The sequence below is a fragment of the Methanolobus sp. ZRKC3 genome, from assembly GCF_045291275.1.
Classification (GTDB): domain Archaea; phylum Halobacteriota; class Methanosarcinia; order Methanosarcinales; family Methanosarcinaceae; genus Methanolobus.
Genome location: NZ_CP146982.1, coordinates 381,055 through 405,654, shown reverse-complemented (window position 1 = coordinate 405,654; position 24,600 = coordinate 381,055). Strand labels below are relative to the sequence as shown.

The 24,600-nt window shown below is 43.4% G+C and carries 22 protein-coding genes; 9 read left to right on the top strand and 13 right to left on the bottom strand.

Translation table 11 applies throughout. The features are described 5' to 3' along the window. Window positions 1-63: 63 nt before the first annotated feature. Entirely contained in the window at window positions 64-918 is an 855-nt protein-coding gene (locus V7O66_RS01945) for a UbiA family prenyltransferase (protein ID WP_406661305.1), read from the bottom strand. A 342-nt stretch (window positions 919-1,260) separates the two neighbouring features. On the opposite strand from V7O66_RS01945, the gene V7O66_RS01940 reads away from it, so the two are divergent. Genes V7O66_RS01940 through rnhB form a run of 3 tightly spaced genes read left to right on the top strand, consistent with a single transcriptional unit; the run spans window position 1,261 to window position 6,164 of the window. Then, window positions 1,261-3,303 (top strand): type II/IV secretion system ATPase subunit, encoded by a 2,043-nt coding sequence (locus V7O66_RS01940; protein ID WP_406661304.1) that lies wholly within the window; start codon window positions 1,261-1,263, stop codon window positions 3,301-3,303. A 14-nt stretch (window positions 3,304-3,317) separates the two neighbouring features. Further along, the gene (locus V7O66_RS01935) at window positions 3,318-5,474 is read left to right on the top strand and encodes a type II secretion system F family protein (RefSeq protein ID WP_406661303.1); all 2,157 of its coding nucleotides are present in this window, start codon (window positions 3,318-3,320) and stop codon (window positions 5,472-5,474) included. Between the two features lie 33 nt (window positions 5,475-5,507). Continuing rightward, window positions 5,508-6,164 (top strand): ribonuclease HII, encoded by a 657-nt coding sequence (gene rnhB / locus V7O66_RS01930; RefSeq protein WP_406661302.1) that lies wholly within the window; start codon window positions 5,508-5,510, stop codon window positions 6,162-6,164. A gap of 212 nt (window positions 6,165-6,376) precedes the next feature. On the opposite strand, the gene purQ is transcribed toward rnhB, so the two are convergent. From purQ to V7O66_RS01915, 3 genes are all read right to left on the bottom strand, one after another. Then, window positions 6,377-7,072, bottom strand: coding sequence for a phosphoribosylformylglycinamidine synthase subunit PurQ (gene purQ, locus V7O66_RS01925; protein WP_406661301.1), 696 nt, complete (start codon window positions 7,070-7,072; stop codon window positions 6,377-6,379). Continuing rightward, entirely contained in the window at window positions 7,069-7,320 is a 252-nt protein-coding gene (purS, locus tag V7O66_RS01920) for a phosphoribosylformylglycinamidine synthase subunit PurS (protein WP_406661300.1), read from the bottom strand. Before purS ends, purQ begins: the two co-directional genes overlap by 4 nt. A 113-nt stretch (window positions 7,321-7,433) precedes the next feature. After that, the gene (locus V7O66_RS01915) at window positions 7,434-8,021 is read right to left on the bottom strand and encodes a CDP-alcohol phosphatidyltransferase family protein (protein WP_406661299.1); all 588 of its coding nucleotides are present in this window, start codon (window positions 8,019-8,021) and stop codon (window positions 7,434-7,436) included. Between the two features lie 197 nt (window positions 8,022-8,218). Between V7O66_RS01915 and V7O66_RS01910 the strand changes: the two genes are divergently transcribed. Both V7O66_RS01910 and V7O66_RS01905 read left to right on the top strand, forming a co-directional pair. Further along, window positions 8,219-8,602, top strand: coding sequence for a hypothetical protein (locus V7O66_RS01910; RefSeq protein WP_406661298.1), 384 nt, complete (start codon window positions 8,219-8,221; stop codon window positions 8,600-8,602). 149 nt (window positions 8,603-8,751) lie between these two features. Continuing rightward, on the top strand, window positions 8,752-10,932 hold the full coding sequence (locus tag V7O66_RS01905; RefSeq protein WP_406661297.1) for a diphthine--ammonia ligase: 2,181 nt from the start codon (window positions 8,752-8,754) through the stop codon (window positions 10,930-10,932). A gap of 73 nt (window positions 10,933-11,005) precedes the next feature. On the opposite strand, the gene V7O66_RS01900 is transcribed toward V7O66_RS01905, so the two are convergent. The 5 genes from V7O66_RS01900 to iorA all read right to left on the bottom strand — a co-directional run bounded on the left by V7O66_RS01900 (window position 11,006) and on the right by iorA (window position 16,000). Further along, on the bottom strand, window positions 11,006-11,191 hold the full coding sequence (locus tag V7O66_RS01900; RefSeq protein WP_406661296.1) for a hypothetical protein: 186 nt from the start codon (window positions 11,189-11,191) through the stop codon (window positions 11,006-11,008). A 9-nt stretch (window positions 11,192-11,200) separates the two neighbouring features. After that, the gene (locus V7O66_RS01895; protein WP_406661295.1) at window positions 11,201-11,887 is read right to left on the bottom strand and encodes a hypothetical protein; all 687 of its coding nucleotides are present in this window, start codon (window positions 11,885-11,887) and stop codon (window positions 11,201-11,203) included. A 256-nt stretch (window positions 11,888-12,143) separates the two neighbouring features. After that, entirely contained in the window at window positions 12,144-13,484 is a 1,341-nt protein-coding gene (locus V7O66_RS01890) for a phenylacetate--CoA ligase family protein (RefSeq protein WP_406661294.1), read from the bottom strand. An 18-nt stretch (window positions 13,485-13,502) separates the two neighbouring features. Then, window positions 13,503-14,114, bottom strand: a complete 612-nt coding sequence (locus V7O66_RS01885) for an indolepyruvate oxidoreductase subunit beta (RefSeq protein ID WP_406661293.1) — start codon at window positions 14,112-14,114, stop codon at window positions 13,503-13,505. Next, window positions 14,111-16,000: an indolepyruvate ferredoxin oxidoreductase subunit alpha gene (iorA, locus tag V7O66_RS01880; RefSeq protein WP_406661292.1), complete on the bottom strand. Its 1,890-nt coding sequence runs from the start codon at window positions 15,998-16,000 to the stop codon at window positions 14,111-14,113. The genes V7O66_RS01885 and iorA overlap by 4 nt, the downstream gene beginning before the upstream one ends. Before the next feature lie 470 nt (window positions 16,001-16,470). On the opposite strand from iorA, the gene V7O66_RS01875 reads away from it, so the two are divergent. The 3 genes from V7O66_RS01875 (at window position 16,471) to V7O66_RS01865 (ending at window position 19,306) form a co-directional block, all read left to right on the top strand. Beyond that, the gene (locus V7O66_RS01875; protein WP_406661291.1) at window positions 16,471-17,883 is read left to right on the top strand and encodes a sodium:solute symporter; all 1,413 of its coding nucleotides are present in this window, start codon (window positions 16,471-16,473) and stop codon (window positions 17,881-17,883) included. Between the two features lie 174 nt (window positions 17,884-18,057). Next, a complete protein-coding gene (locus V7O66_RS01870; RefSeq protein ID WP_406661290.1) occupies window positions 18,058-18,879 on the top strand; it encodes a hypothetical protein in 822 nt (273 codons plus the stop codon). Window positions 18,880-18,952: 73 nt separating this feature from the next. Further along, on the top strand, window positions 18,953-19,306 hold the full coding sequence (locus tag V7O66_RS01865; RefSeq protein WP_406662530.1) for a hypothetical protein: 354 nt from the start codon (window positions 18,953-18,955) through the stop codon (window positions 19,304-19,306). Between the two features lie 103 nt (window positions 19,307-19,409). Here V7O66_RS01865 and V7O66_RS01860 read toward each other — a convergent pair whose 3' ends face one another. From V7O66_RS01860 to V7O66_RS01850, 3 genes are read right to left on the bottom strand one after another with little or no spacing between them, the layout of a single operon-like run. Beyond that, window positions 19,410-20,504: a (Fe-S)-binding protein gene (locus V7O66_RS01860; RefSeq protein ID WP_406661289.1), complete on the bottom strand. Its 1,095-nt coding sequence runs from the start codon at window positions 20,502-20,504 to the stop codon at window positions 19,410-19,412. A gap of 36 nt (window positions 20,505-20,540) precedes the next feature. Beyond that, entirely contained in the window at window positions 20,541-21,539 is a 999-nt protein-coding gene (locus V7O66_RS01855; RefSeq protein WP_406661288.1) for a YbgA family protein, read from the bottom strand. A gap of 44 nt (window positions 21,540-21,583) precedes the next feature. Next, window positions 21,584-23,080, bottom strand: a complete 1,497-nt coding sequence (locus V7O66_RS01850) for an aminoacyl-histidine dipeptidase (protein ID WP_406661287.1) — start codon at window positions 23,078-23,080, stop codon at window positions 21,584-21,586. A gap of 84 nt (window positions 23,081-23,164) precedes the next feature. On the opposite strand from V7O66_RS01850, the gene V7O66_RS01845 reads away from it, so the two are divergent. After that, the gene (locus tag V7O66_RS01845) at window positions 23,165-23,872 is read left to right on the top strand and encodes a type 1 glutamine amidotransferase (protein WP_406661286.1); all 708 of its coding nucleotides are present in this window, start codon (window positions 23,165-23,167) and stop codon (window positions 23,870-23,872) included. Between the two features lie 146 nt (window positions 23,873-24,018). On the opposite strand, the gene V7O66_RS01840 is transcribed toward V7O66_RS01845, so the two are convergent. After that, window positions 24,019-24,258, bottom strand: coding sequence for a DUF2769 domain-containing protein (locus V7O66_RS01840; RefSeq protein WP_406661285.1), 240 nt, complete (start codon window positions 24,256-24,258; stop codon window positions 24,019-24,021). Between the last annotated feature and the right edge of the window lie 342 nt (window positions 24,259-24,600).

The window sequence follows — 24,600 nt, the reverse complement described above, 5'->3', positions numbered from 1 at the left end:
GATTTAATATTTTTGATTAAATGTACAGTAACATTTCACTGCACAGACACCGTTCATCCCATTTCAGAGCATGTATGTCGGAATATTCAGCAATTGCATGAACAAATTGCCGGCAAATACCAGCAAGAACCAGAGTATGGGTTCAAAAGCTGCGAAAACATAACAGAGTTGTCCTTTCTGAGAAGATATGTCCTCGATACATTTTCCTGCATAATATGCAACCACGATAATGGATAGCGATGCCAAAGGCAGAATTCCGCTCAGAACACAAATGGTCATGAAAACAACCGACAGGACATTGATGATCCTCATCAGCGTCATATTCCTTTGCAGTCCGAAACGTACTGGAAATGTAAGAAGTCCCTCCTCCATGTCCCCATTAAAGTCCCTCATGTCGAACATGATCTGAAGATTCATCATCCTTAAAAAAACAAAAAAAGCCAGCATCAATGCCCCATAAGTAAGATCAACAGATTGCTGCAGGAAGAAGAACAGCACCATAAAGGACCATACGGCTGCAACATAGAAATTCTTGAAACCGATTATCTTCTTTGTTAGATCCTTAAAGACATTCCCGTAAAGAAGACCAAGCACAAGTATCAGTGTACCGGTAATGATCAGGCCATTATTCCCGGAGAGCAGTAGCAATACAAAAAACAGGCAAGAAGCCAGATTTATCAAAATAAAGTTGCTCCCCCGGGACTGCAGATATGATGCCCTGCCTGAATTAGTTATTTTATCGACACATACTCCCTTGGAGTAGTCATTCAGGTAGATTATGTAGAAAAGCAGATAACTTATACACATGATCTCAATACTTGCTGGCAGTAAGAAAATGGCTGCGCACATAAGCATTACAGAAACCGAACCTATTGCAAAAAGATGACCTCCAAAGACCAGTTCTTTCCATAAGTGCATGCCTATTTGTTCTAAACCAGGCTTCCATTTCAACTCGTTCAAAGTCCCATGTCCATCAGAAAACATAATAAAATGTTGATTTGTACATAATTGTCAATTTAATGAATATATTAATGCCCTTATAATATTTTCTATGCACATGCCTCTTTTAACTTTGTACACAGAAATATATTCACCAAATAACAAAAGGTGTAAATATATTTATTGGTTTTAATAAATTGAGGATATATAACATATACCGAATAATACCAGTGGTAACTTTTATAACCAATATTATTATAATATATATACCATATAACGAAGCTAAAAGCAATTCCCAATATTCATTAAGCGGTGACACCAATGACTGATGATCCTATCGCAAACAAAGAAATCAATGAGCTGGAAAAAGCTAAAAAAACACAAACAAATGACAAATCATCATCAGACAATGACAACTCCCTTGAACAATCAGATATTCTCAGCAAATTAGCGGAGATAAAGGATTCTGAGCAAAAGTTCGAAAACGAATTCTCATCCATTTTTCAAAAAGACCCACGTAGAACATATCCGAAAACTGAAGTCAGGACAGGATCACAGGCAGATGATAGTGAGGCCAGTATACTTCTTCCAAGATCAGCAAGCTTTGGGCGTGTTAAAGGCGAAACGAAAAAGGCAGATATAAAAAAAGATGAACCGGAGACTAAAGTGGATACAGAAATAAAGGACGAAGTAAAGATCATCCCTGAGAACAATATACAGGAAGATGATCCAACCATCCTTGAAGAGAAAGAACCGGAAGAAAATATATCTGAAGAGAAGGAAGAGGGTAAGATCGGCATCATGGACAAGGTCAGGGAACTGTTCAAACAAGCAGATATCGAAATTGAAGCCTATGAACCAGAGCTACATGGCCCTATATCTGAATTTAGGGGAGTGGACGGTTACGAAGAGCTGGAACGCTACTGGGTAAACGAACCATATACCTTCATTGCCATACTGTTCAATGAAGAAATTAACAATCATCTCTACTATATTGTAGAACCTGAACTAACTGATTTTGAACTAGTCCTGCTTGATGAAATTAGGGACAGGCTTCGTGATGTGCTTCTTGTAGAAGCGATCGATGAACAAGATAGCAATAAAGAACATGTGATAGATGCCAAGATCAGGTTAATAATCAAGGACTACACCATTGACATCACGCCGCCGATGCTTGCCAAAATATCCTATTTCATTAAAAGGGACTTTATCCGCTTTGGGAAGATAGATGCACTGATGTATGACAGCTCTATTGAAGATGTATCCGGTAACGGCCATAACGTCCCCATTTTTCTTTATCATCGGGTACATCAGAACATTGCCACAAACATTGTATTTGAAGAAGATGAACTCAACTCCTTCATTATACAGATGGCACAGAGAAGCGGCAAGCACATTTCAGTTGCTGAGCCAATGGTAGATGCCACAATGCCGGACGGATCAAGGATACAGATGACCCTGGGAACAAGTGTGACCGCCCATGGTAGTACATTTACCATACGCAAGTTCAGCGATACACCAATAACACCTGTTGACCTGGTTAAATGGGGCACATTCTCTGCAGAATCCATGGCATACCTGTGGTTATGCATCGAGAACAACAAAAGTCTGATCTACGCCGGAGGTACCGCTTCAGGTAAAACATCATCCCTCAATGCAGTATCACTCTTTATTCCAGAGAAGGCAAAGGTCATCTCGCTGGAAGATACAAGGGAACTAAAACTACCTCATCCAAACTGGATACCCAGTATAACAAGGGATTCATTCACTGCAGATGAAAGGGGAGCCGTGGATATGTATGACCTGCTCAAGGCTGCTCTGCGTCAGCGACCAGAATTCCTGCTCGTTGGTGAGGTAAGAGGCAAAGAAGCACTTACACTTTTCCAGGCGATGTCCACAGGCCACACAACATTCTCAACCATGCATGCAGATTCCGTGGCTTCAGCTATCCACAGGCTCGAGAACCCTCCCATCAGCGTACCCCGTACCATGATACAGGCACTGGACATAATGAGCATACAGTCACAGACCTATTCCAAGGGCAAGCGTGTCAGAAGAAACATCAAGCTCGTAGAGATAATCGACATCGACCCCAATACCAGAAACATCAGGACAAACGACATTTTCGTATGGGATTCGGAAACCGACATGTTCGTAAGGACCGGAGAATCAAAAGCACTCTTTGATATCAAGATGAGACGCGGATGGGGACAGGCACAGATAGACCAGGAATTATATTACCGCCAGAAGATCCTTGAACATATGGTAAACAACGAGATCAGCGATTTCGAGGAGATATCGGGTATTATCAATGCCTACCAGTCAACACCTGAAAAGGTCCTGAAAAAACTAAATATGACCTGATGCGGGGTAACAACGTGACTGAAACAAACGTACCACCCGAGCAGATACCTGAGCAGGAACAGGAAATTCCCGAAACCTTAAATGACGCTACCATTAGTTCGGGAACTGCAAATACAAATAAGGGTCCGAAAAAGAAAATAGACCTTGATTTTCATATCAAAAAGGCAGGTGTCTATTTCAATATAATGAAGAGGATACCTTTTTTACTTCTTGGCACCCATATCAAGGCAAGAAAGCAGAATTACGTTAACCTGCAGAAACAGTTGAACCAGGCACGTTTGCCGATATCCCATGAGATGTATATCTCAAATGCTATCTTCTATTCCATTATTGCAGGAATAGCAGGGGCTCTTTTAGGTCTCCTGCTGACCTATGTAATAGTCGGGCTTGTTGGACTTCCCGAGAACATCACCAAGATGACATTCGGTCCCAGCATGGTATTCCTGCTTGAATACAAGGAAATTTTCATTGCACTTTTTATTACGATCATATTCATGGTAGGACTTGGAGGAGTGGTCTATTCCATCTTCATGCTCTACCCAGGATTCCAGGCAGGAGAGAGAAAGGGTGATATAGACAGGAATCTGCCCTATGCTGTGACTTTCATGTACGCCCTCAGTAAAGGAGGTATGAATGTACTGGATGTCTTCAGGGCACTTGCACGCTCTGAGGACACCTATGGAGAAGTCTCCAAGGAAGTAGATTCCATTGTCAGGGATATGGATTATTTCGGGCACGACCTGCGTACAGCTCTTTCCAATGCCTCGGAAATAACCCCTTCCGACAGGTTCCAGGATCTCATATACAACCTCCTTACCGTCATTGACAGTGGGGGTAATATTCCAAACTACTTCCGTGATAAGTCCGAGCAATACCTTCAAAAGTCAGAGATGGACCAGAAAGGTTTCCTGGAAACTCTGGCACTACTTGCTGAATCGTACGTAACTGCATTCGTTGCAGGTCCCTTGTTCATAATTATAATGGGTGTCATGATGGCGGTTATGGGTTCAGGCACCAGCACCATGGTATATGCCATCATCTATGCGGTACTACCAATAGGATCTGTCATGTTCGTGGTGATGATAAGCATAATCACACCTACTGAAATGGGAGAGCCACACCTGCTTCCCACCACGGAGGTATTGGACCATGGAATTCCGGAACTGCCCGAGCACCTCAACCAACTCTTCGATGAGAATGGCGAAGTTCTTGAAGAACCTGAAGAGAAGAGCAGGGAAAGAAGTAATTTCGAAGCATTTGCAAGATCGAAGAAAACACTGGCCCTGAGAAAGATCATAGCCAATCCTCTTGAACCAATGTTCAAAAATCCACTTACAACACTTGCAATCACAATCCCACTTGTTATTCTCTTCCTTGGGACATCATTTGCACTTAATGCTAACAAGATGGCAAACCCAGCTATAATGGTTGATTTCATTGACGATAAGATGGTATTTGCAGTCCTGGCTGTTATCGTACCTTTATCAATATTCCACGAGATCAGGCAAAGGAAGAAGAGAAAGCTTGAGAATGGTTTCCCAGATTTCCTGAAGAAGCTGGCAAGTACCAACGAAACCGGTATGACACTCAGGGATTCCATCAGGCTTATGGCTAAATCAGACACCGATGGCCTCAGCTATGAAATAAAGAAGATGTGGAGGGATGTATTCTGGGGACTTGAGGTAAATGACGCACTCGTCAGGTTTGCTAATAGACTCAGAACCCAGGTAATCACACGTTCACTTTCACTTATCACAAAAGCAAATGAATCCAGCGGAGACATTGGAGAAGTTCTTCTGGTAGCTGCAAGAGATGCCTCTTCCGAGCAGGGAATGAAAAGAGAGCGTACCATGAGCATGATGATCTATATTGTTATCATCTATATCTCATTCATGGTCTTTGTGGGCGTTATCTATGTCATCTCAACTACTTTCCTCTCAGAGATGGCAGCAGCAGGGAAGCAAATGGCTGAAACGGGTTCACAGAGTGGATTCCTCGGAAGCTTTGATCTCGAAGCCTACACACGTCTCTTCAAACACGCAGCAATTATCCAGGGACTGAGTTCCGGCCTCATGGCAGGAGCAATGGGTGAAGGCAACATCATTTCAGGCCTGAAACATTCCACCATCATGATGCTGATAGGATATGTTATATTTACCATGTTCATTTAGTACTAAGCAAAGAGACGGGATAGGTAGTACATAATGAAAATAGTCGGAATAGACGAAGCTGGCAAAGGACCTGTAATAGGTCCCATGTGCATCGGAGGAGTGCTGATAGATGAAGAGAGAGAGAATACACTGAAGAATCTCGGCGTCGCTGACTCTAAACAGATAGCTCCCAAAAAAAGAGCCAATCTTGCCCGACAAATAGAGAAATATGCAGAGAATACCTTCGTTTTTGTTATCGAACCACAGCAGATAGATGAACTGCGTAAGCTCATGACCATGAACGAGATCATGGTGGTAGCCTTTTCCAGAGTGCTTGAGGAATTACAACCCGACAAAGCCTATGTGGACGCTGCCGATGTAAAGGAAGAGAGATTCGGAAAGCGCCTGCTGCAGGAATATGCAAAGACACATCCCGAAAAAGCAGAGCAACTGACGGTGGTATCAAAGCATAAGGCTGACACCATATACCCCGTAGTCTCCGCCGCATCCATAGTTGCAAAGGTACGCAGGGATGAGCTCATAGAAGAGCTCAAGAAAGAGATAGGGGTCGATTTTGGAAGCGGATATCCATCTGATCCCAAGACTAAGAAATTCCTGCAGGAATGGTTCGATGAGCACGGCGAGCTGCCGGATATTGTAAGGCATTCATGGAAGACAGCCGAGAATATAGTCAATGCAAAAGAATCTTAAATATTACTTTTATTAATTTCTTTATTTCATTTATTTTATCACTTTTTTGTCAGAATCTGCATAGACACATCTTTCGAAGAGAACATTAGCATATTTCTATATCCAGGCACTACGAAGCCACGGTCAATTTGGGCCTTGAGACTGAAAAGCTAAGCTCATGTCAATCAATCAATCAATCAATCAAAGGGAAAAAAGAGAAAAGAAAAAATAGATCAGGACTGAGAAATGAACTCAGTCATTGATTCGAATATCCTCAGACCATCATGTGAGCCAAGGATGTCCTCTGAAGCCCTTTCTGGATGAGGCATCATTCCAAGCACGTTCTTCTTTGTATTTACGATACCTGCAATGTTTTCCTGTGAGCCGTTAGGGTTAGCTTCATCAGTGACCTTACCCTGTGCATCCACATATCTGAAAGCGACCTGTCCATTTGTTTCCAGCATTGAAAGAGTTGCTTCATCTGCATAGAAGTTACCTTCCATGTGGGCGATAGGCACACTGATGGCCTCACCTTTCTTGAATTTGGAAGTGAAGGGAGTGTCCGTTGTTTCTACCCGCAGGAATTTAGGTTCACATCTAAACTTAGGATAGTTATTGGTTGTTAGTGCACCACTTAGCAGTCCGGATTCTGTGAGTACCTGGAAACCGTTGCATATACCAATAACAGGCTTCCCCTCATCTGCAAGCTTCTTAATGGAATTCATTATAGGAGTACGTGCTGCAATTGCACCTGCTCTGAGGTAGTCACCGTAGGAGAAACCTCCGGGAATTACTATGCCTTCGAAACGATCGAGGTTCTCTTCCTTGTACCACACAAGTTCGGCGTCAGTACCCACAACATCCTGCAGTACATGCAGAACATCAAGATCACAATTGCTACCACCAAACTGTATAATGGCAATACTCATTCTATTTCCCTCAGGGATACGGAATAATTGTGAATGATTGGGTTTGCTATGAGTTTCTGGCACATTTCCTCGACGTTCTCCCTTGCATTGTGGATATCGTCTGCCTGAAGCTCAATTGTATATTTTTTTGCGGTCTTGACATTGTTTGTCTCATAACCAAGATGCTCAAGTGCCCTTTTGATGGTTTTGCCTTCTGGGTCAAGCATTCCGGATTTAAGTTCAATGGTTACATCTGCCTGGTATTGCATAATATATCCTCAGCTGATTTTTATGATAAGTAATTATGATAGATATAAAGGGATATCAGGCATTAATAATAACGCTTTATATTATAAACTTTGCATCTGCAATAGCCATATTTTTAGCCAAGTGAACTCCTTGCGCGCAATATTCTCTGGATAATGGTTACATGCGTAAGCACTACTATCAGGAAAATGGCAATGTCAGTTAATCCTGCCAGGGCACCTGCAACAATGATAAGCATCCTTTCAGGTCTTTCCGCAATTCCAACGTTCATAGAACTGGCACCGGCGGCTTCTGCCCTTGCCCTTGTGTAACTCACAAGATATGAACCGACGATGGCTATGATAGTCCAGAGCCACGCAGGAATGGAGAGAATTGAACTATCAGGGATGCTTCCGCTAATGAAACCATAGGTAATACCCACAAAAATGGCTCCATCTGCATATCTGTCACAGACCGAATCCAGGAATGCACCAAAGGAACTGCTAAGATCTCTTGCACGGGCCACCGCGCCATCCAGCATATCGAAAAGTCCGCTCAGAAGTATCAGAAGCGCACCAGAAAACAGCTCCCCTTTTGCAAAAGCAAGAGCTGAGACAAAGCTTACCAGCAATCCAATCAATGTCAGTGAATTGGGAGACAGCGGAATCTTAGCGGCAAAAGGTAAAACCAAATGTCTAATATCATCCTTGAGTTCACTGAACATTATACTGCACCCATATTTTCCTGAAAGTATCATTTACTTAATACTATTTTAGCATTGTTTTTTAGACAGTTTTATCAAAAAGCAGGCATCCCCATCATCATAATAATAATTAGTATTCATTTTAGTGTAGACAATCTTATATAAGAGAATCGCAAAAACAGAAATTGCAGAAGTAAATTGGTGTAGAGGAAAATTAGATGAAGAACGAACGTAAGATCATAGTATCAGAACAAGGGAAGCTGGTTTTAAAGAACATAGCTATGTCGTTCAAAGGTTCCGATGGAAAAAACCTCTACCTCACTGAACCGGAAACAAAGACCGATAAAAGAGAAAAACTGTATGAGCGCATCGAGAACAATTTTCTGCTCATTGGTCTTCTGAAAAAGGTCGATCTGTCAGACCGGAGTAGCAAAGAGGTTAATGATCTAATGCTCAAAAAGCACGAAAAGGAAGAACGATTTCTCAGTGCTGGTAGGAAAATGGGATTTAACCTGGGCCTGGACATAGACCCTGAAGATATCCTCCGTTTTTACATCACCCTGACACCTGACGAAAGGGTTAACTTTGACTGCAAGCCTTGATCTTGCAGAAAGACTTTCCCACTCTTTTTTAATTCACCTGCATGCCCAGTTAATGCATGGTTTTAATGCATGATTTATATGTATTCAGAACTTTAAAGGGCTTGAAATAGTACTGTTTAGCAGCCAAACCTTTACGTCAGAAGAAGAAAATGTGCGGAATTACAGGTTTTTACAACATTGAGGGATCACTTGAACTTAGCATCCAGGCACTGGACACCATAAAGAACAGAGGACTTGATGGTGTAGGCATCTGTGGGCAGGAATGGGTACAGCATGCCGCAGACACAGCCAGTCTGGAAATTAACGGAAAAGAGCAGGAAAGGAACATCCTTGGACACTGCCTGCACTCAATGGTTAGTTTTGTGCAGCAGCCCATCGTTTCCAGAGGAAAGCTTGTTGCCAACTGTGAGATCTACAACTGGAAAGAACTGAAGGAAAAATACGGGATCATTGCACAGAACGATTCCGAGCTTCTCATCAAATTAATAGAATCCAGAATGGATGAAAGGGATTCAAAAATCACCGAAGAAAATGTACTCGAAATGATTGACGATGTATTATCAGAGGTCCTCGGAGTCTACGCATTTGCTTACTGGCTGGAGGACACAGTCTATACTGCAAGGGACATAGTAGGCATCAAACCACTATGGTACAGCAGGTCAAAGGGTTTTGCATTCTCCTCTGAGAAAAAGGCACTTGTAAAAACTGGATTTACGGACATAAAGGAACTGAATCCCCGGGAGATATTCGCCTACAATATCCCAGAGGATACACTGAACCGTTTCAACAGAGAGTTCTTCTCAATAACACCTGAACATAGCGCTTCTTTTGAAATTATAAGGGATGAAGCCCTGGAGCTTCTGGAAGATGCTGTTTCCATCCGTTTCCCGCAAGAGAAATTTGGCATCCTCTTCTCAGGAGGACTGGATTCCACCCTGATAGCCTACCTCTGCAAAAAGCTTGGGAAAAAGCCGGGAACTGATTTTGTCTGCTATACCGCCGGTCTTTCAGGCGTGCAACTTCCACCTGATGTTGAATACGCACAGAAAATGGCAGAGCAGCTCGGACTTGAGCTTAAGGTCAAGAGCATAGACCTTGATGAAGTAGAGGAATACCTCAAAACCGTTGTACCGCTTGTGGAAGACACGAACGTACCAAAGGTGGGTGTCGCTCTGACCATGTACGCAGCCTGCGTGGCTGCCAGAGAAGATGGCATAAGGGTGATGTTCTCAGGCTCCGGTGCAGATGAGCTCTTTGCAGGTTACGACCGCCACAAACGTTCCACTGACATCAGCAGGGACTGTTATGCTGATATACTGAAGATTTATGAGAAGAACACATACAGAGATGATGTTGTTGCCATGAACAACAATATCGAGCTGCGTGTACCCTATCTTGACAAACGTTTCGTTGACTACGGTCTGAAGGTACCTGCTGAATACAAGATCAATGAAGAGCAGAACAAACTCATACTCCGCAAAATTGCCGAGCACCTGGGACTGCCAGAAGAAGTTACACAACGCAGGAAGCAAGCTGCTCAATACGGTAGCAGATTTGACAAGGCCATTGGAAAGCTAAGCAAGAAAGCCGGTTGCAAGACAAAGACCGAGTACCTCAAGAAGTTCTACGATCAGCCAAACCTCAAGCTTGGAGTGCTTTTCAGTTCAGGCAAAGACAGCAACTATGCCATGCACATCATGCAGGAGCAGAACTACTCCATCGAGTGCCTTATCACCATCAAGAGCCAGAATCAAGACTCATACATGTTCCACACCCCTAACATCGACCTTGCACGCCTGCAGGCTGAAGCCATGGGAATGCCGCTTATTGAAGAGCTGACAATGGGTGAGAAGGAGAAGGAACTGGAGGACATGAAGAACGCAATCATCCGAGCAAAGGATGAGTTCGACATAGAAGGAGTGGTCACTGGAGCACTGTACTCCAATTACCAGCGCGAGAGGATCGAAAAGGTCTGTGACGAACTGGGACTCAAGGCGTTCTCCCCACTCTGGCACATCGATCAGGAAAAGGAGATGTACCAACTCCTGGACATAGGTTTCGAGTTTATCTTCAGCAGCGTTGCAGCCTACGGTCTGAACAAGAACTGGGTAGGTAAGGTCATCGGAGAGAAGGACATCGAAAAACTGGTCAAGCTCAACGAGAAGATAGGTCTCAACGTGGCAGGAGAAGGTGGAGAGTTCGAGAGTTTCGTACTGGACGGACCCATGTACCACAAAAAGATAGAGATCAGGGAAATGGAAGTTATCGAGCGGGACGAGTACACTGCAAAAGTGGTTATTCACGATGCAGTGCTTGTGGATAAGGAATGATGGAGATTCCATTAAAAATACTTCGACATCAATAAATCTATCAAAAAAGAAGGGATATGATTCAATATTGTTTCTACGCCCTTCTCTTAAGTGAACTAAGCGCCTGCTTAATCTCATCATCTTTTTCAAAAGCCCAGTCTTCCTCGTTCAGACTGACTTTCAATTTATTAAACTCGCTCAAGTCACTAAGATCAAACTTCTGAGTTATGTCTATTTTCTCCGTCAGTTTTTTTTTGAGCTCTTCCCTTTCTATAACCATCAAGATACCTCATAAGTTCGCTGTTACTTCTTTTGTCAGTGCCTTGCTATCCTCATTTCTGACCTTGGCAACTGCTTCTATGCCATCTGCATATCCCTCTAAATATGCGTCCGTAATCTTCTCCCCGTACTCTTTTTTGATATTAGCTTGAGCTACCTCGATTTTATTGCTTATGTCCATTTTAATCTTGTCTTGAGCCTTTCCAATCTTGCCCTCGATTATATCAGCATTACGAGCATCTTCCATATCAACTTCGTTTCTTCTTTTCTCAGCATCCGCTTTGATCCCAAAGATACCAATAAGACCTGTCCAGCCTGCACCAAATGTAATGGCTTCGAGCAGATTGTCGGCTAAAATGGTTGCGACCACACCCCCTACAAAAAGATAGATTATAATTCCCGCAATTTGGGAAAAAGTTTTTTCTCTATTCAATTGCTTCCTCTGTGAATTTATCCACTCCCTGATAAATTCCTTTTGACTGTCATCAGCTTCTTCCTTTAGCTCTTTTCTGAAGGACTTGATTTCCTTTTCGAGCTCCAAGATACGAGCACTATTTCCCAAGAGCTTGTCCCAGCTGCCAAGATAAACCATTATTGCAGCGCCTGCTAACCCCAAAATAAAAAAGAAATATCCCACGGATACATTCTCCGGCCACCACATTGGCATTTCCATTGTAATTGTAGCATTTACGGCCATTTGATACCCCACTTATATCAGTAAACATTATCATCCTGCTGTCGAACCTTACAGCCACCCCACGCAGCTGATTATAAGGTTACATATGATAGGTGATTCATTGTAAATTATGTAGTCCATTGCATAAAAATATTCCGTGTTTGGAGAATACATATGTCAAATTAATATATTTAAAAAATAGAAGATAATAATTGGAGAAGTACACCAATAAGACCACATCACCAATGCTGTTTTGGTGAACAAGGAGTGATGTGTTTCACATCTCCCTGTTATCAATAACTCTCTTGCTCTTTTTCTCACTGCGTGGCAGTGCTCCCATTGCAACACATTCCACGTCAACGCTGATGCCTATGAAATCCCGGAATGCTTTGTTCATTAACTTTGCTTTTTCCCTGTTTATATCAGGGTCGTCTGCACTATCAACCTCAACCCTGAAAAGCATTGTATCCCTGCCTGCATCCCTTTCAAGGACTATCTGGTATTCACTGCTCACGCCTTCCACCCTGTGAACCACATCCTCTATCTGTCCGGGGTAGACGTTCACGCCTTTTATCTTGATGCGGTCATCAGTGCGTCCGAGCAGGCGGTCTATGCGTGGGAAAGGACTTCCACAGTCACATGCTTCGGGTATGATACGCGTGAGGTCTCTTGTCCTGTAACGTATAAGCGGGGCCCCTTCCTTACTCAGCGTGGTTATGACAAGCTCACCGAGAGTACCATCTGGCAGACTCTCTCCTGTAACAGGGTCTATGATCTCAAAGAGCAGGTGGTCTGACCAGTAATGAAGCCCATAATGCAAGGAACAATCCAGGGCGATGCCGGGTCCGTATATCTCGGTGAGACCGAATATGTCGAAGGTCTCGATGCCGAGCTCATCCTCGATACGTGTTCTCATCTTGGGACTCCAGCGCTCTGAACCGATGATGCCAACCTTCAACTTAATACTGTCCTTCAATCCCCTTTTGCTAATCTCCTCAGCAAGCAAAAGGGCATAGGAAGATGTGCTGGCAAGCGCTGTGGACTTCAGGTCAAGCATCATCTGCAACTGCTTTTCAGTATTTCCCGGGCCTGTTGGAACAGCCATGGCCCCCAGAAGCTCTGCTCCTGCCTGGAATCCGATACCTGCGGTCCAGAGTCCGTATCCGGGTGTTATCTGTATCCTGTCAGTATCCGTAAGCCCTGCCATCTGGTAGCAGCGCATCATCATCTCTGCCCATACATCCACATCACCTTTGGTGTAAGGGATTATGACGGGACTTCCTGTGGTGCCTGAAGATGAATGTATCCTCACCACCTCTTCATCCGGCACAGCCTGAAGACCCAGAGGATAGGCATCCCTCAGCTCTTCCTTTGTAGTTAACGGGAGTTTGCTGATATCTTCCAGAGTCCTTATATCATCTATATCAACACCAGCCTCAGCAAATTTTCTCTGGTAGAAAGGACTTCCCTTTGCGACCCTTTGAAGAAGCTGCCTGAGCTTCGTGGTTCTTTCTTCATCGGATAGACCGGAATGAGTGCAGTCATTCTCACATTCACATTCACATTCACTTACAGGAACCATGCCTTTGGAAGCATCAATTACACGACTATCACACATTCATCTCACACCCTGTCTTCATTGATCTCCGGAAGGCGTTTCCTCTTTTGTGTTTGAAACGCTTTCAATTGCCATGTCATATGCCCTGCGGTTGACATCCCTGTACTTTTCCGGGATCATCTTTTCAAGCACATTCCACAGATATTCCACGGAGAATGGTAAAAGACCGGCGCCTGCAGCAGCAGCTATCATGGCTACATTCGCTGCTCTGTATGTCCCTGCATCCCTTGCAAGACCTGTGAAATCAGCAGATATTATCTCCGGGCAGTTACTTTTAAGGAAATCTACCATCCGGTTCGGGTCATATGCCTCACCGCCCTGGGTTGATGGCATTATCGCATACTCGTTAACCACAATGCTGGCACCCTTGCGTAAAAAACGCAGATTTCTGGCAGCCTCTCCAGGTTCAAGCCCTATCAAAAGATCGGCATTTCCCTGTGGAATAAGTGAACCGCATACATCGTCCCCTATCCTCACATGACTTGTAACGGAGCCCTCCCTCTGGGCCATACCTATGGTTTCAGCTGTGGCTACATGTAATCCTGCATCCATGGCAGCGGTAGCGAGTAGACGGGAGGCAAGTACAACACCCTGACCACCCACACCTGCAATAAGAATATCAAATTTCATTGTAAGGCCTCCTTCAGGACAATAGCATCTGACGGACATATCTGTGAACAGAGACTGCATCCACTACAGGTATCCTGAATACCAGGTAAACCCGAGGATATTGAGAATATGGCAGGACATCCCAGCTGGGACACACAGAGCCTGCAACCTGTACATTTGTCCTCATCCACAAGATACTGCTCTTTTCCCTTGCTGATGGCAACGCATTTTCCCTTGAACACAACAGCCGAAGGACCCTCAAACTCCATGGCTTCAGTGGCTATATCCATGCACTCATCAAGGGCATCGACTTCCATGGTCCGGACCATACCGACCCCACAGCTTCTAAGGACATCTGCTATATCAATGATCTTTGCAGGAGAACCCAGAGCCGTTACACCTATACCCGGGTGGGGCTGGTGTCCTGTCATGGCAGTGGTGCGGTTGTCAAGAACTGCAATGGTGATATCAGCATTATTATATACTGCACTGATGACAGCGGCAATTCCGGAATGGAAAAAGGTAGAATCACCTATGAAGGATACCTGCTTTGCCTTCTGAGTGCCCCTGTATTCCTGTGTCTGGGCCAGACCGGCGGCGATACTGATGCCAGCCCCCATGCAAAGGCAGGTGTTGACCATGTTAAGAGGCTTTGCATTCCCAAGTGTATAACAGCCGATGTCGCCTGAAAATATGGAATCCACACCCTTCTTTGATCTTAATTTGCCAGCAGCCTTCTTGAAAGCATAGAAGACGGTCCTATGCATACAACCTGCACATAAAGTGGGAGCTCTTATCGGCAGAGGAGGTATGTCATTCTGCTCTATTGCAACTGATGAATGAGAAAGAGGAGAAATATCAGCATTGATCTTTTCCAGTACCCTGTTCATACCATCAATGACCATATCAACATCATACTCCCCACTGACAGGGAAAGAGCCATCTTTCTTTCCATATACGTTCACGTTAAGATGATATTTACCTGCCACTTGCAAAAACTGCTCTTCGAGGTACGGGTCCAGCTCCTCGACAACTATCAGGTCTGTGATATCCCTGAGAAATTCAAGAGCTGCCTTTTCAGGGAAAGGATACACAGTTCCTGCCTTGAACACAGAGAATATACCAGGATAATCCTTTATGGCCTCCTTTGCGTAGAGGTAGGAAACACCTGAAGCTGCAATCCCTATTTTGCTGCTGCCCTTTGATGCGGAATTAAAAGAGTTATCCTTGAAGTATTCTGAGAAATGGTCTGACATCGTGATCTGAAGTTCTTCCAGCAGAGGATGCCTCTGTGCCGTCAGTTTTGGGAATATGGTCCATCTTGTGTCTTTCACAAAACCCTCCATGTCCCTAGAAACAGGAGCCATCTCCTCGATCAGCACATCAGAACAACCGTGGGAAACACGAGTTGTGGTCCTGAGTATCACAGGAGTTTCCATCTCGTGTGATAATTCGAAAGCCAGTTTTGTCATGTCGTAGGCTTCCTGTGGAGTTGCAGGGTCCAGGACAGGTATGTTTGCAAAATGACCAAAGGCTCTGGTGTCCTGTTCTGTCTGAGATGAGTGGGGACCCGGGTCATCTGAGACAAGAATTACAAGGGAACCTTTTACTCCTATGTACGAAAGACTCATAAGAGGATCTGAAGCCACGTTCAGGCCAACCTGTTTCATGGTGACCATGGCATTTGCACCTGAATATGCAGCCCCTACGGCTGTTTCAAGTGCCACCTTCTCATTGGTGGCCCATTCGGCATATATACCATACTCTTTTGCATGAGAGGCGATAGTCTCCATGACCTCGGTGGAAGGTGTACCTGGATAGCCGCTTGCTATCTGGACTCCGGCTTTGATGGCCCCGAAGGCAATGGCTTCGTTGCCCATTAATATACGTTTACTGGTCAATATCATTCCTCTTGAATGGATAAATGGATAATATTTAAAAGAAAATCGAATAATATAGCATATTCATATCTGGAACATGAATCATTGCATATATTCATACATTGATGCTGACCTATGCACTTGTTTGATGCAATATAAATATTTTGTTATTGCATTTTTTATTCCGGAAAAGACCATCAAATCACAATTATTGACACTCATCCGGCAGACTGAATAATGTAAGGCCATGGAACTAAGATCAAACAAAAACCTTTTTAAACCTGATTGTACATTATCGTGCATTATAGTACACTGATAGCCTTTTGAGGAGGACGTAGCAATTGGTATTAATCTATAGCAGTCTAAAAACAGTCATTGATAAAAACGAAAGCATGCAAAAGGAGAGAAGATCCTAATGCCCTTACCTTATATCTATCTCATCATCTCTATTGTGATCATGCTAGCCACGACATTCTTTTTCATATTGAGGCGCGACCATGATTAATCATGTCCTTCTGGTAGTATACGTAATTGGGATCCTTCTGCTTTCCCTGAAACTAAAACAGGGAACCTTTTCAGGATTTGCTGTATCAGACCGCAATGTCATGCATCCTGCGGTAATAGGAATTGCATATATGGCTGCCTACTTCAGTGCTGCCTCTTTCCTTGGAGGCGGAGGCTATGGACTCATTGCCGGTCTTCCATGGGTCATCTGGGGAGTTTTCTTCCACGTAGCTTTTGCATGTGTGGCATTCATCATTGCACCCAAAATATGGACGTTCTCCCAGAAGTACGATGCCAAGACCGTTCCACAGCTACTGGAACGCAGGTACAATTCACAGAAAGGTAAGGTCTTACTTGCAGGGATCATGCTGTTGATGTACACAGTATACCTGGTTGCCATCTTCAAGGGCTGTGCAAACCTTTTCCAGGGTCTGCTGGGAGTGACATACGTCCAGGGTCTCCTCATAGCTGTTGCCATCGTGGCTCTCTACTATGTGATAGGAGGACTACCTGCGATCATCTGGATCAGTTTCCTGCAGGGACTTATCATGCTTGTGGGTGCAGTGTTGCTCTACACAGGACTCATTTCAAGTGGCGGTGGAATGGCAATATGGGATATGGTACCTGCCGACATACTTAGCATGGGAGGAACAGCAGTACCATGGCAAAAGACCTTCGGAATGGCGTTCTCCATAAGTCTTGGGCTTCTGGCATTACCCGATCTGCTGATAATGTTGTTCTCTGCCAAAGACAGGAGAGTAGTACGCTTTGCAGGTATCTATGGCCCAATATCCATCACCATTTACGCTCTATGCATATTCTCCCTGGGAATTTTGGCTCATGGAGTGTTCAGCTCGGAGCAGCTGGCTCCGTTCATGACAAACCCGGATGGACTCATACCATTCCTGGCAACATCACTGCTGCCCCGTGGATTTGACAGTGTGGTACTGCTGGCTGCAATCTCCGCTGCCATGTCAACCATGAGTGCCATCGTACTGGTCACAACAACTGCCCTTACTTCAGATATACTGAAGTACTTCCGTCCGGCAACTCCTGATAATGAGGTACTCCGCATGACAAGGATAGTGGGAGTTATGATCATTGTAGCATCTGCATTCTTCGCAATGGATGTGCCACAGATGATAGTGCCTCTTGTGTCTGCAAGCATGGGTGTGATCGCATGCTGTGTCTTCATACCCCTTATTTTCGGACTTTACTGGGAACGTGGTACTTCCACAGGATTTGTAGCAAGCCTTATTGCAAGCTTCGGCTCCGTGGTACTCTGGCAACTCTTTGGCAATCCCCTCATTCACCCGGTATTCATCGGTTTGATCTGCGGTACCGTGGCATATCTGGGAGGAAGCCTGGCAAGCCCACGTCCAAATCCTGTAGGAGAAATAGAATAACAATAAAATTATTCGATCCTTAATCGATGCTGAAAATAAAAGTTCGGCATCGTTTCTTTTTTCATCTGGATATTTCCTTTTATTTGCAAGCATTGCGCTTTTTCTTGCATCGTGGTTAAAGATTTATATTAAGTGATGAAATAAACCTGAAGAATAGTTCATGGCAGGGATACTTTGAACAAGATTGGCAAAATAATTCTGGGGCTTTCAATATTGATATTTATACTGGCAGCTGTTGTCGTAGTGGGATCGATGATGTTCTTTACAACTGTAGAAATGGAAGAAGGCAGTTCCAACAGCTATTACGATTACAGTGTCACAATTGAAACCGATAGACCACTGGAAAATGTTACACTATACCTACCCGTACCGGCCTTTGAGAACCGTTCCCTCGTTGGAGAGGAAATGGTTACAAAGGATTTCTACAATAAGGCACCCGAGTGGAACTTCAGTCTTGTTGATACCGAATATGGCACCATGCTCAGCATAACCAATAGCATGATCATTCCAATGTATAGATCATTGCCGACCCCTGTATCAGAAGATGAGGACATAGATGGTATCGAACAGGAAATGATTGTCGTTGAGTCAAATGAATACTCAGAAGAGACACCTGTCCTGCACCCCATTGACCTTAGTATTGGAACTTCCGCAGACCATGAACTCAACACTAGAAATCCAATGGGAAATGAATCACTGTTGCTACCAAAATATGATCTGATGGCTTCAGAACCTGCAGATACAATCCAAGAGCCTGAGCACATAGACCCTGAGTACTATGGATACGAAAGCCGGATATTCGCATCTTACAATACTTCATCTGATGCTACTGTACGAATCACTGTAGATATGGAAGGAGTAAACTCATGGTGGGTTGGAGGCTGGAGATCGAACAGTTATCAGGACACCGTCAGTATCCTTTTGAACGGGGGCCAGAACGGATGGATGAACGTACAGGGAACTATGGTAACAAGTGACGGGATCTATGAGGAATAGAGTTTGTAATTCATGAAAACAGATTTAACTTATCGATATCAATAAAAACAAAAGGTGTTCCAAATTGAAGAATGTGATAAGCAAGAGTTTCGAGATCAAGGATTACATGATTGATGGCACACATATCAACGGCTTCTGGATGACGCTTGATGACAGGGAAAAACTGACAACAGAAGTTGTCTACGCACCCGCCAGCGGAGAGAACTTTGATACAGCCGAAACAGAAAGCATAATTAACGAAATAACAACGAAATGTGACAGTTTCAAATCACTGCTTCCTGAGAACGTAGATTGCGAGGTCATCTTCAAGGATCTCAACGACCTCACATATACATCAGGTGAGGATGCAAGCAATTTTGAGTTGGAACCTAAAGAACTTGATGAGATAAGGGTTGTTTACAGCTTCTACGTAAAGTACTACATTTGATGTTGAATACCATTTGGTATTAGACAGTATCTGATGATCAATACTATCAGATAGTTATCTTATCCGACTTCAAGGGCCGGATAAGAATAACACCATTATTTTTTCATTTATCAAGCACACTTTCAGCCAGCAGCTCCGAAATGTCCTTCATCTCCAGTTTCACATCCTGTGAACCGCAAACACCACCGATATGATGCATGCAGAAAGGACAATATGAGACCAGCATGTCGGTTCTATCCTTGTAATCTTCAACCGACATCATGGCGATATCGGCAGATATTTCCGGGAAATTGGGTTTCAGACCGGCTGGACCACCACAACAGACCTGCTTTCCATCAAAAAGTTCGTTGAGCTCCACACCCATACCGGAAAGGATACTGCGGGGCATATCCTTCATATCACGGACCGGACATGCATCCCTTAATGCAACCTTGTAATCCAGTTTCTTCGGATTCAGTTTACCCTCGTCTATGAGCTGCTTGAAGAGAGGAAGGGTATATTCCACCTCGAATTCAGGTTCACGATACAGTTTTGCATATTCATTTTTGAGAATAAGATAGCATCCAGGACATGAAGCAATCACTTTCTTAGCACCAAGGGACTCTATATAATCCACATACTTCTTCGCATGTTCAGCTGCCTCTTCCAGATGGCCATTATCTATCAGGAAAAGACCGCAGCACTTCTCCTCCTTCATTATCATAGGTTTGATACCTGCATGATTGAGGAGTTTTATGGTGGACTGTGCTATCTGAGGCTGGCTGTGAGCCACCCAGCAACCTGCCATATAAGCTATATCAGAACTTTCAGCAATCTCCAGATCCTCGCTCACCCAGTCAAACCTTGTTGACGGGTCCATGCTGCCTGGACTGTTGCGCTCGATTATATTACGGGATATAGCAGTGGTCTTCTGGGGCTCTCTTCCCTGCTTCGCCAAGAGTTCTCTCTCATACTGGATTATCTCGGTGATGGGTATATTCACAGGGCAAACATCATCACAAGCCCCACATCTGGTAGAAAGATAGATGTTGTCAAATTCATCTTTTGTGAGCTCTTCACCAAGGATCACTTTTCCCAGGACATCGATCTTTCCCTGCGGTGTGAAACGATTGTCTTCTGTCACCATATTGACAGGACAGACATCCCAGCATTTCTTACAATCTATACATGAACTTATTTCGATCTGGAACTTATGCACTGGATTACCTCGGGAATATGATTAATATAAGTGAATTCATTCCCCATTATCCCAGTAATCCTTATCTCTTTTTTCGTCACCCGATATCCTGAGAATCTCAGGGTACGGATAAAGAAGAGTATAATTATCAATATTATCTTCATCAAAACGCAGGACGTAAAGCCTCAGAACTTCGATTAGAGCATCATCGGTTATCCTGTTCAGGCTGAAATTCTCAATTAACTGCTCAAAGAATATGTGTTCACTTTCCGGCACAAGATGCTTGAAATTCGAAAATATCTGCCTTGACACCGATACCTTCGAATCTACATCCCCTGGCTTGCTCAGTACTTGTTTTAAGAGAGAAGCGTAGCTCTTGAACACTGTACTTTCCACTTCTTCCGGAGAGATGGCAGAATCACAGCTTTTCAAGAGCTCACACATCTGCCCATACACAGACGCATCATAATATGTGAATAGAAAACGATTCTTTTCATTGAACTCTTCCAGTTTGTCAATCGAAGCTGAACCGCAATGAGCCCTGAAATCTGCAAACGTGTACAACTGAGTCAGGAAATGGTGACGTATGTGATAGTTACGTAACCTGTCATCCTCCTCTATAGGATAACCATGATACTTCTCAAATATCTCGCTGGCAAAGAAACCCATTCCCTTTTCAATTACCGGCGATGCCTTGGCTCCTGAATAGACCTTGATGTCCCTTACACCAATCGTAGGGGAGCGGGACTTGAATATGAAACCATCCACATCTGCAAGATCCTTCATGAAATCCTTTGTGAAGGTATCCATCTTTTCAGTTACATCTTCCCCGGTCTTTGGTTGTATGAGTTTGTAGTCCCCTTTTTGTTTAACTATTCTTATGGGATCCCTGGGAACCCCAAGTCCGATCTCATACTCAGGACAGACCTTTATGAAATCTACAAGTGGTACCAGATCCCGCACTATACGGCAAGGAACTACCTTCCCGTCATACCTCACATTATCAAATTCCAGACACCTGCTCACCAGGACGATTGGTCTTGTAAAGTTTCTCATAATAACCCCTATAAGCAATCTGCCACTGTTCTATATTATCTTTTTTATCTTTTCCCGGTCTTTTTAGCAGACTTCCTTGCTGAATTATTCTTTTTGTCGCTATATGATGCCAGAAGACCGACAAGGAAATTCCATACATCTAATATCGAAGGAATGTAAAGTCGTTCATCAGGAGAATGAGGATTTTTTATGGTCGGACCGAACGATATCATATCCATTTCAGGAAATTTAGAGCCTATGACAGCACATTCAAGACCTGCATGTATCACTTCTATATCCGCTTCCTTTGAGAACATATCAGTATAGACCCTCTTGCAGCGTTCCAGTAACTCCGATGTGGTATCCGGCTGCCATGCAGAATAACCACCTTCATGTGTGACAGTTGCACCTGCTGCATCTGCCATAGATTTTATCTTTGCGCTGATCATTTCCAGTTCTGATGACACCGAACTGCGCTGGCTCATGACTATCATTAGTTTACCATCCTCGATACCCACAGTTGCCAGATTACTTGATGTTTCCACAAGACCGGACACATCTGAAGACATGCCAATAACACCATGTGGCAATTCCATCAGAAGATCAATAGCCCTTTTGGACATATCCCCATTAAGAGACTGATCGCTTCCTGAACTGTCATCCAGAGACAGCGTTATCGAAAGCATGGGATCACATTCCGAATACTCTGCTGCCTCAGCACCCTCCATCTTCCGTACGAGTGACAGAGTGTCATCATAGCTGTCAAATGAAAGTGCTACCAGAGCCTCAGCATGTCGGGGAATTGCATTGTGAGCAGAACCTCCTTTTATATCGAGAAGTTTAATGTCATATTCATTCAGCAGAGCAAGCAGTGTCTTTGCAAGGATCTTGTTTGCATTGCCCCTCTTCTCATGAATATCAACACCTGAATGACCACCTGTCAGACCATCCACAAGCAATCTGCAAACTATCTGATCTTCGGGGATAGGTTCATATTCAAGAGGAAGCAGGATATTTGTGTTCAAGCCACCGGCACATCCTATTATGAAAATTCCTTCGTCCTCGGAATCAAGATTCAGAAGTATCTTTCCCGATATGAAATCCCCTGTGAGCTCGTTGGCACCGGTAAGACCGGTCTCTTCATCCACGGTAAAAAGCAGTTCAAGAGGAGGGTGGCGTAGATCTTTGTCTGTGGCAAGCCGCAGGGCAATGGCAAGTGCAATACCATTATCAGCACCCAGGCTTGTGCCATCTGCTTTGAGCCAGTCACCGTCAATGACATGAGCAATAGGATCCTTGCTGAAATCATGGTCTGAATCCGGGACTTTCTCACATACCATATCCATATGTCCCTGAAGCACGATGGCAGGGAGTTTCTTGCAGCCAGGTGAACCAGGAACAGTTATCAGTATATTATTGACAGTGTCAAATTTAACACTCAAACCATTGGAAACTGCCCACTCTTTTAGCCAATTGGCTATCTTTCCTTCGTGCCCTGAGCACCTTGGAATACTGTTTATGCTTGCGAATATTTCGAGAATCTCCTCTGTGGCCCTGTCCATGATGAAATTCTAGGTTATTTTTATTAATAGTTAACCGGAGTTCAACTCATAAAGCACTTATTTGAGCAGATCACAGATAGCTGCATGAAAGTGTTAATAATTAAAAATATTTCCAGAGAAGGACCTGGGATACTAAAGAATGTTCTCGATGAGAACGATATTCACTATGATATGGTTGATCTTGATTCAAAAGAAACTATCCCGGACCCACAAGCATATTCAGCAGTCTTCATTTTTGGCGGTCCGGACAGTGCCAATGATGAAACTGATAAGATGAAAATGGAACTGGAAACTATCAAAAAGACCATCGAAAACAAGATACCATATCTTGGGATCTGCCTGGGAATGCAGGCTCTTGTAAAGGCATGTGGCGAAGAGATACGCAAGAATGAAGTTCAGGAGATAGGATGGAAGGGCGAGGATGATGAATACTTCACAATTGACATACTCGATGAAAAGAAAGATGATCATCTTTTCTCGGGTCTCAAAAGCCCTCTTAAGATATTCCATCTGCATGGGGAAACTGTGATTCTCACAGATGATATGGAATTGATGGCTACAGGAAAATACTGCAGGAACCAGATAGTGAAGATAGGAACTTCTGCCTATGGTTTCCAGGGACATTTTGAACTGACACCTGAGATGTTCGAAGAGTGGATGAATGTTGATACAGACCTGAAGATGCTTGACAGGAATTATCTCATGAACGACTTTGAAGCTGTATACGAGAATTATCAACAGAGTGGAAGGAAATTGTTCACAAATTTCCTGATGAATGCAGGTTTACTTTAACCTGATAGATTCCAGGAATATTATCTCGAAAGTTGTAGATATTAAAAAATAAAAAAATATGAAATTACAAAAATTACAAAAAATCAAAATGCTGTGATGAAATCAGTTATCGTAGCTTTTCACATGCCAAGTCTAAAACTCATATATCAGGCTTGTTTGCCATCATTCTCAAGACAGAAATACATATTTGTAAGTTCGTTTTCTTTATAAACATCACAGTTTCCACATATGCAGCCTTTCTCTTCGGTAATACAATTACTCTTTTCAAAGGCGCAGAATACTCCTTCCAGGTGCTCGACCTTATCAATGTCGCCTTTCACCATGGTCATCATGTTCTTTGGCATTGATTTCATTTTACATCCAAATGAATAACTTGGACATTTCATACATATACATTTACCTAAATTTTCTTTAGTTCTTTCCACTTTCCCCATTTGTATCACCTTTAATTGCTTTTTGTTGCAAAATCTACTACGATAACCCACGTTGACCTCAGATTTTCATCTGATACCCATTTCCATCAACATTTAAAAAGTTTGTATTTATTTATATTTAGCATTATTGGTCCTTACTAATGCAGGATGAATTAATTCATGTACAAGTTAACCCATTTACAAATTTTTATTATTTATACTCACTTTGAATGTAAGTGAAAAGAAGATTTCAAAAATAGTAGCTTGCATAGCCATATGATCTGTTCGTACCATAATAATTATGTAACGATTTTC

Bases quoted from the DNA above. Each gene is read 5' to 3' on its own strand.
- V7O66_RS01945 (WP_406661305.1), bottom strand. From the start codon at position 918: ATGCACTTATGGAAAGAACTGGTCTTTGGAGGTCATCTTTTTGCAATA.
- V7O66_RS01940 (WP_406661304.1), top strand. From the start codon at position 1,261: ATGACTGATGATCCTATCGCAAACAAAGAAATCAATGAGCTGGAAAAA.
- rnhB (WP_406661302.1), top strand. From the start codon at position 5,508: ATGAAAATAGTCGGAATAGACGAAGCTGGCAAAGGACCTGTAATAGGT.
- purQ (WP_406661301.1), bottom strand. From the start codon at position 7,072: ATGAGTATTGCCATTATACAGTTTGGTGGTAGCAATTGTGATCTTGAT.
- purS (WP_406661300.1), bottom strand. From the start codon at position 7,320: ATGCAATACCAGGCAGATGTAACCATTGAACTTAAATCCGGAATGCTT.
- V7O66_RS01915 (WP_406661299.1), bottom strand. From the start codon at position 8,021: ATGTTCAGTGAACTCAAGGATGATATTAGACATTTGGTTTTACCTTTT.
- V7O66_RS01910 (WP_406661298.1), top strand. From the start codon at position 8,219: ATGAAGAACGAACGTAAGATCATAGTATCAGAACAAGGGAAGCTGGTT.
- V7O66_RS01905 (WP_406661297.1), top strand. From the start codon at position 8,752: ATGTGCGGAATTACAGGTTTTTACAACATTGAGGGATCACTTGAACTT.
- V7O66_RS01900 (WP_406661296.1), bottom strand. From the start codon at position 11,191: ATGGTTATAGAAAGGGAAGAGCTCAAAAAAAAACTGACGGAGAAAATA.
- V7O66_RS01895 (WP_406661295.1), bottom strand. From the start codon at position 11,887: ATGGCCGTAAATGCTACAATTACAATGGAAATGCCAATGTGGTGGCCG.
- V7O66_RS01890 (WP_406661294.1), bottom strand. From the start codon at position 13,484: ATGTGTGATAGTCGTGTAATTGATGCTTCCAAAGGCATGGTTCCTGTA.
- V7O66_RS01885 (WP_406661293.1), bottom strand. From the start codon at position 14,114: ATGAAATTTGATATTCTTATTGCAGGTGTGGGTGGTCAGGGTGTTGTA.
- iorA (WP_406661292.1), bottom strand. From the start codon at position 16,000: ATGATATTGACCAGTAAACGTATATTAATGGGCAACGAAGCCATTGCC.
- V7O66_RS01875 (WP_406661291.1), top strand. From the start codon at position 16,471: ATGATTAATCATGTCCTTCTGGTAGTATACGTAATTGGGATCCTTCTG.
- V7O66_RS01855 (WP_406661288.1), bottom strand. From the start codon at position 21,539: ATGAGAAACTTTACAAGACCAATCGTCCTGGTGAGCAGGTGTCTGGAA.
- V7O66_RS01850 (WP_406661287.1), bottom strand. From the start codon at position 23,080: ATGGACAGGGCCACAGAGGAGATTCTCGAAATATTCGCAAGCATAAAC.
- V7O66_RS01845 (WP_406661286.1), top strand. From the start codon at position 23,165: ATGAAAGTGTTAATAATTAAAAATATTTCCAGAGAAGGACCTGGGATA.
- V7O66_RS01840 (WP_406661285.1), bottom strand. From the start codon at position 24,258: ATGAAATGTCCAAGTTATTCATTTGGATGTAAAATGAAATCAATGCCA.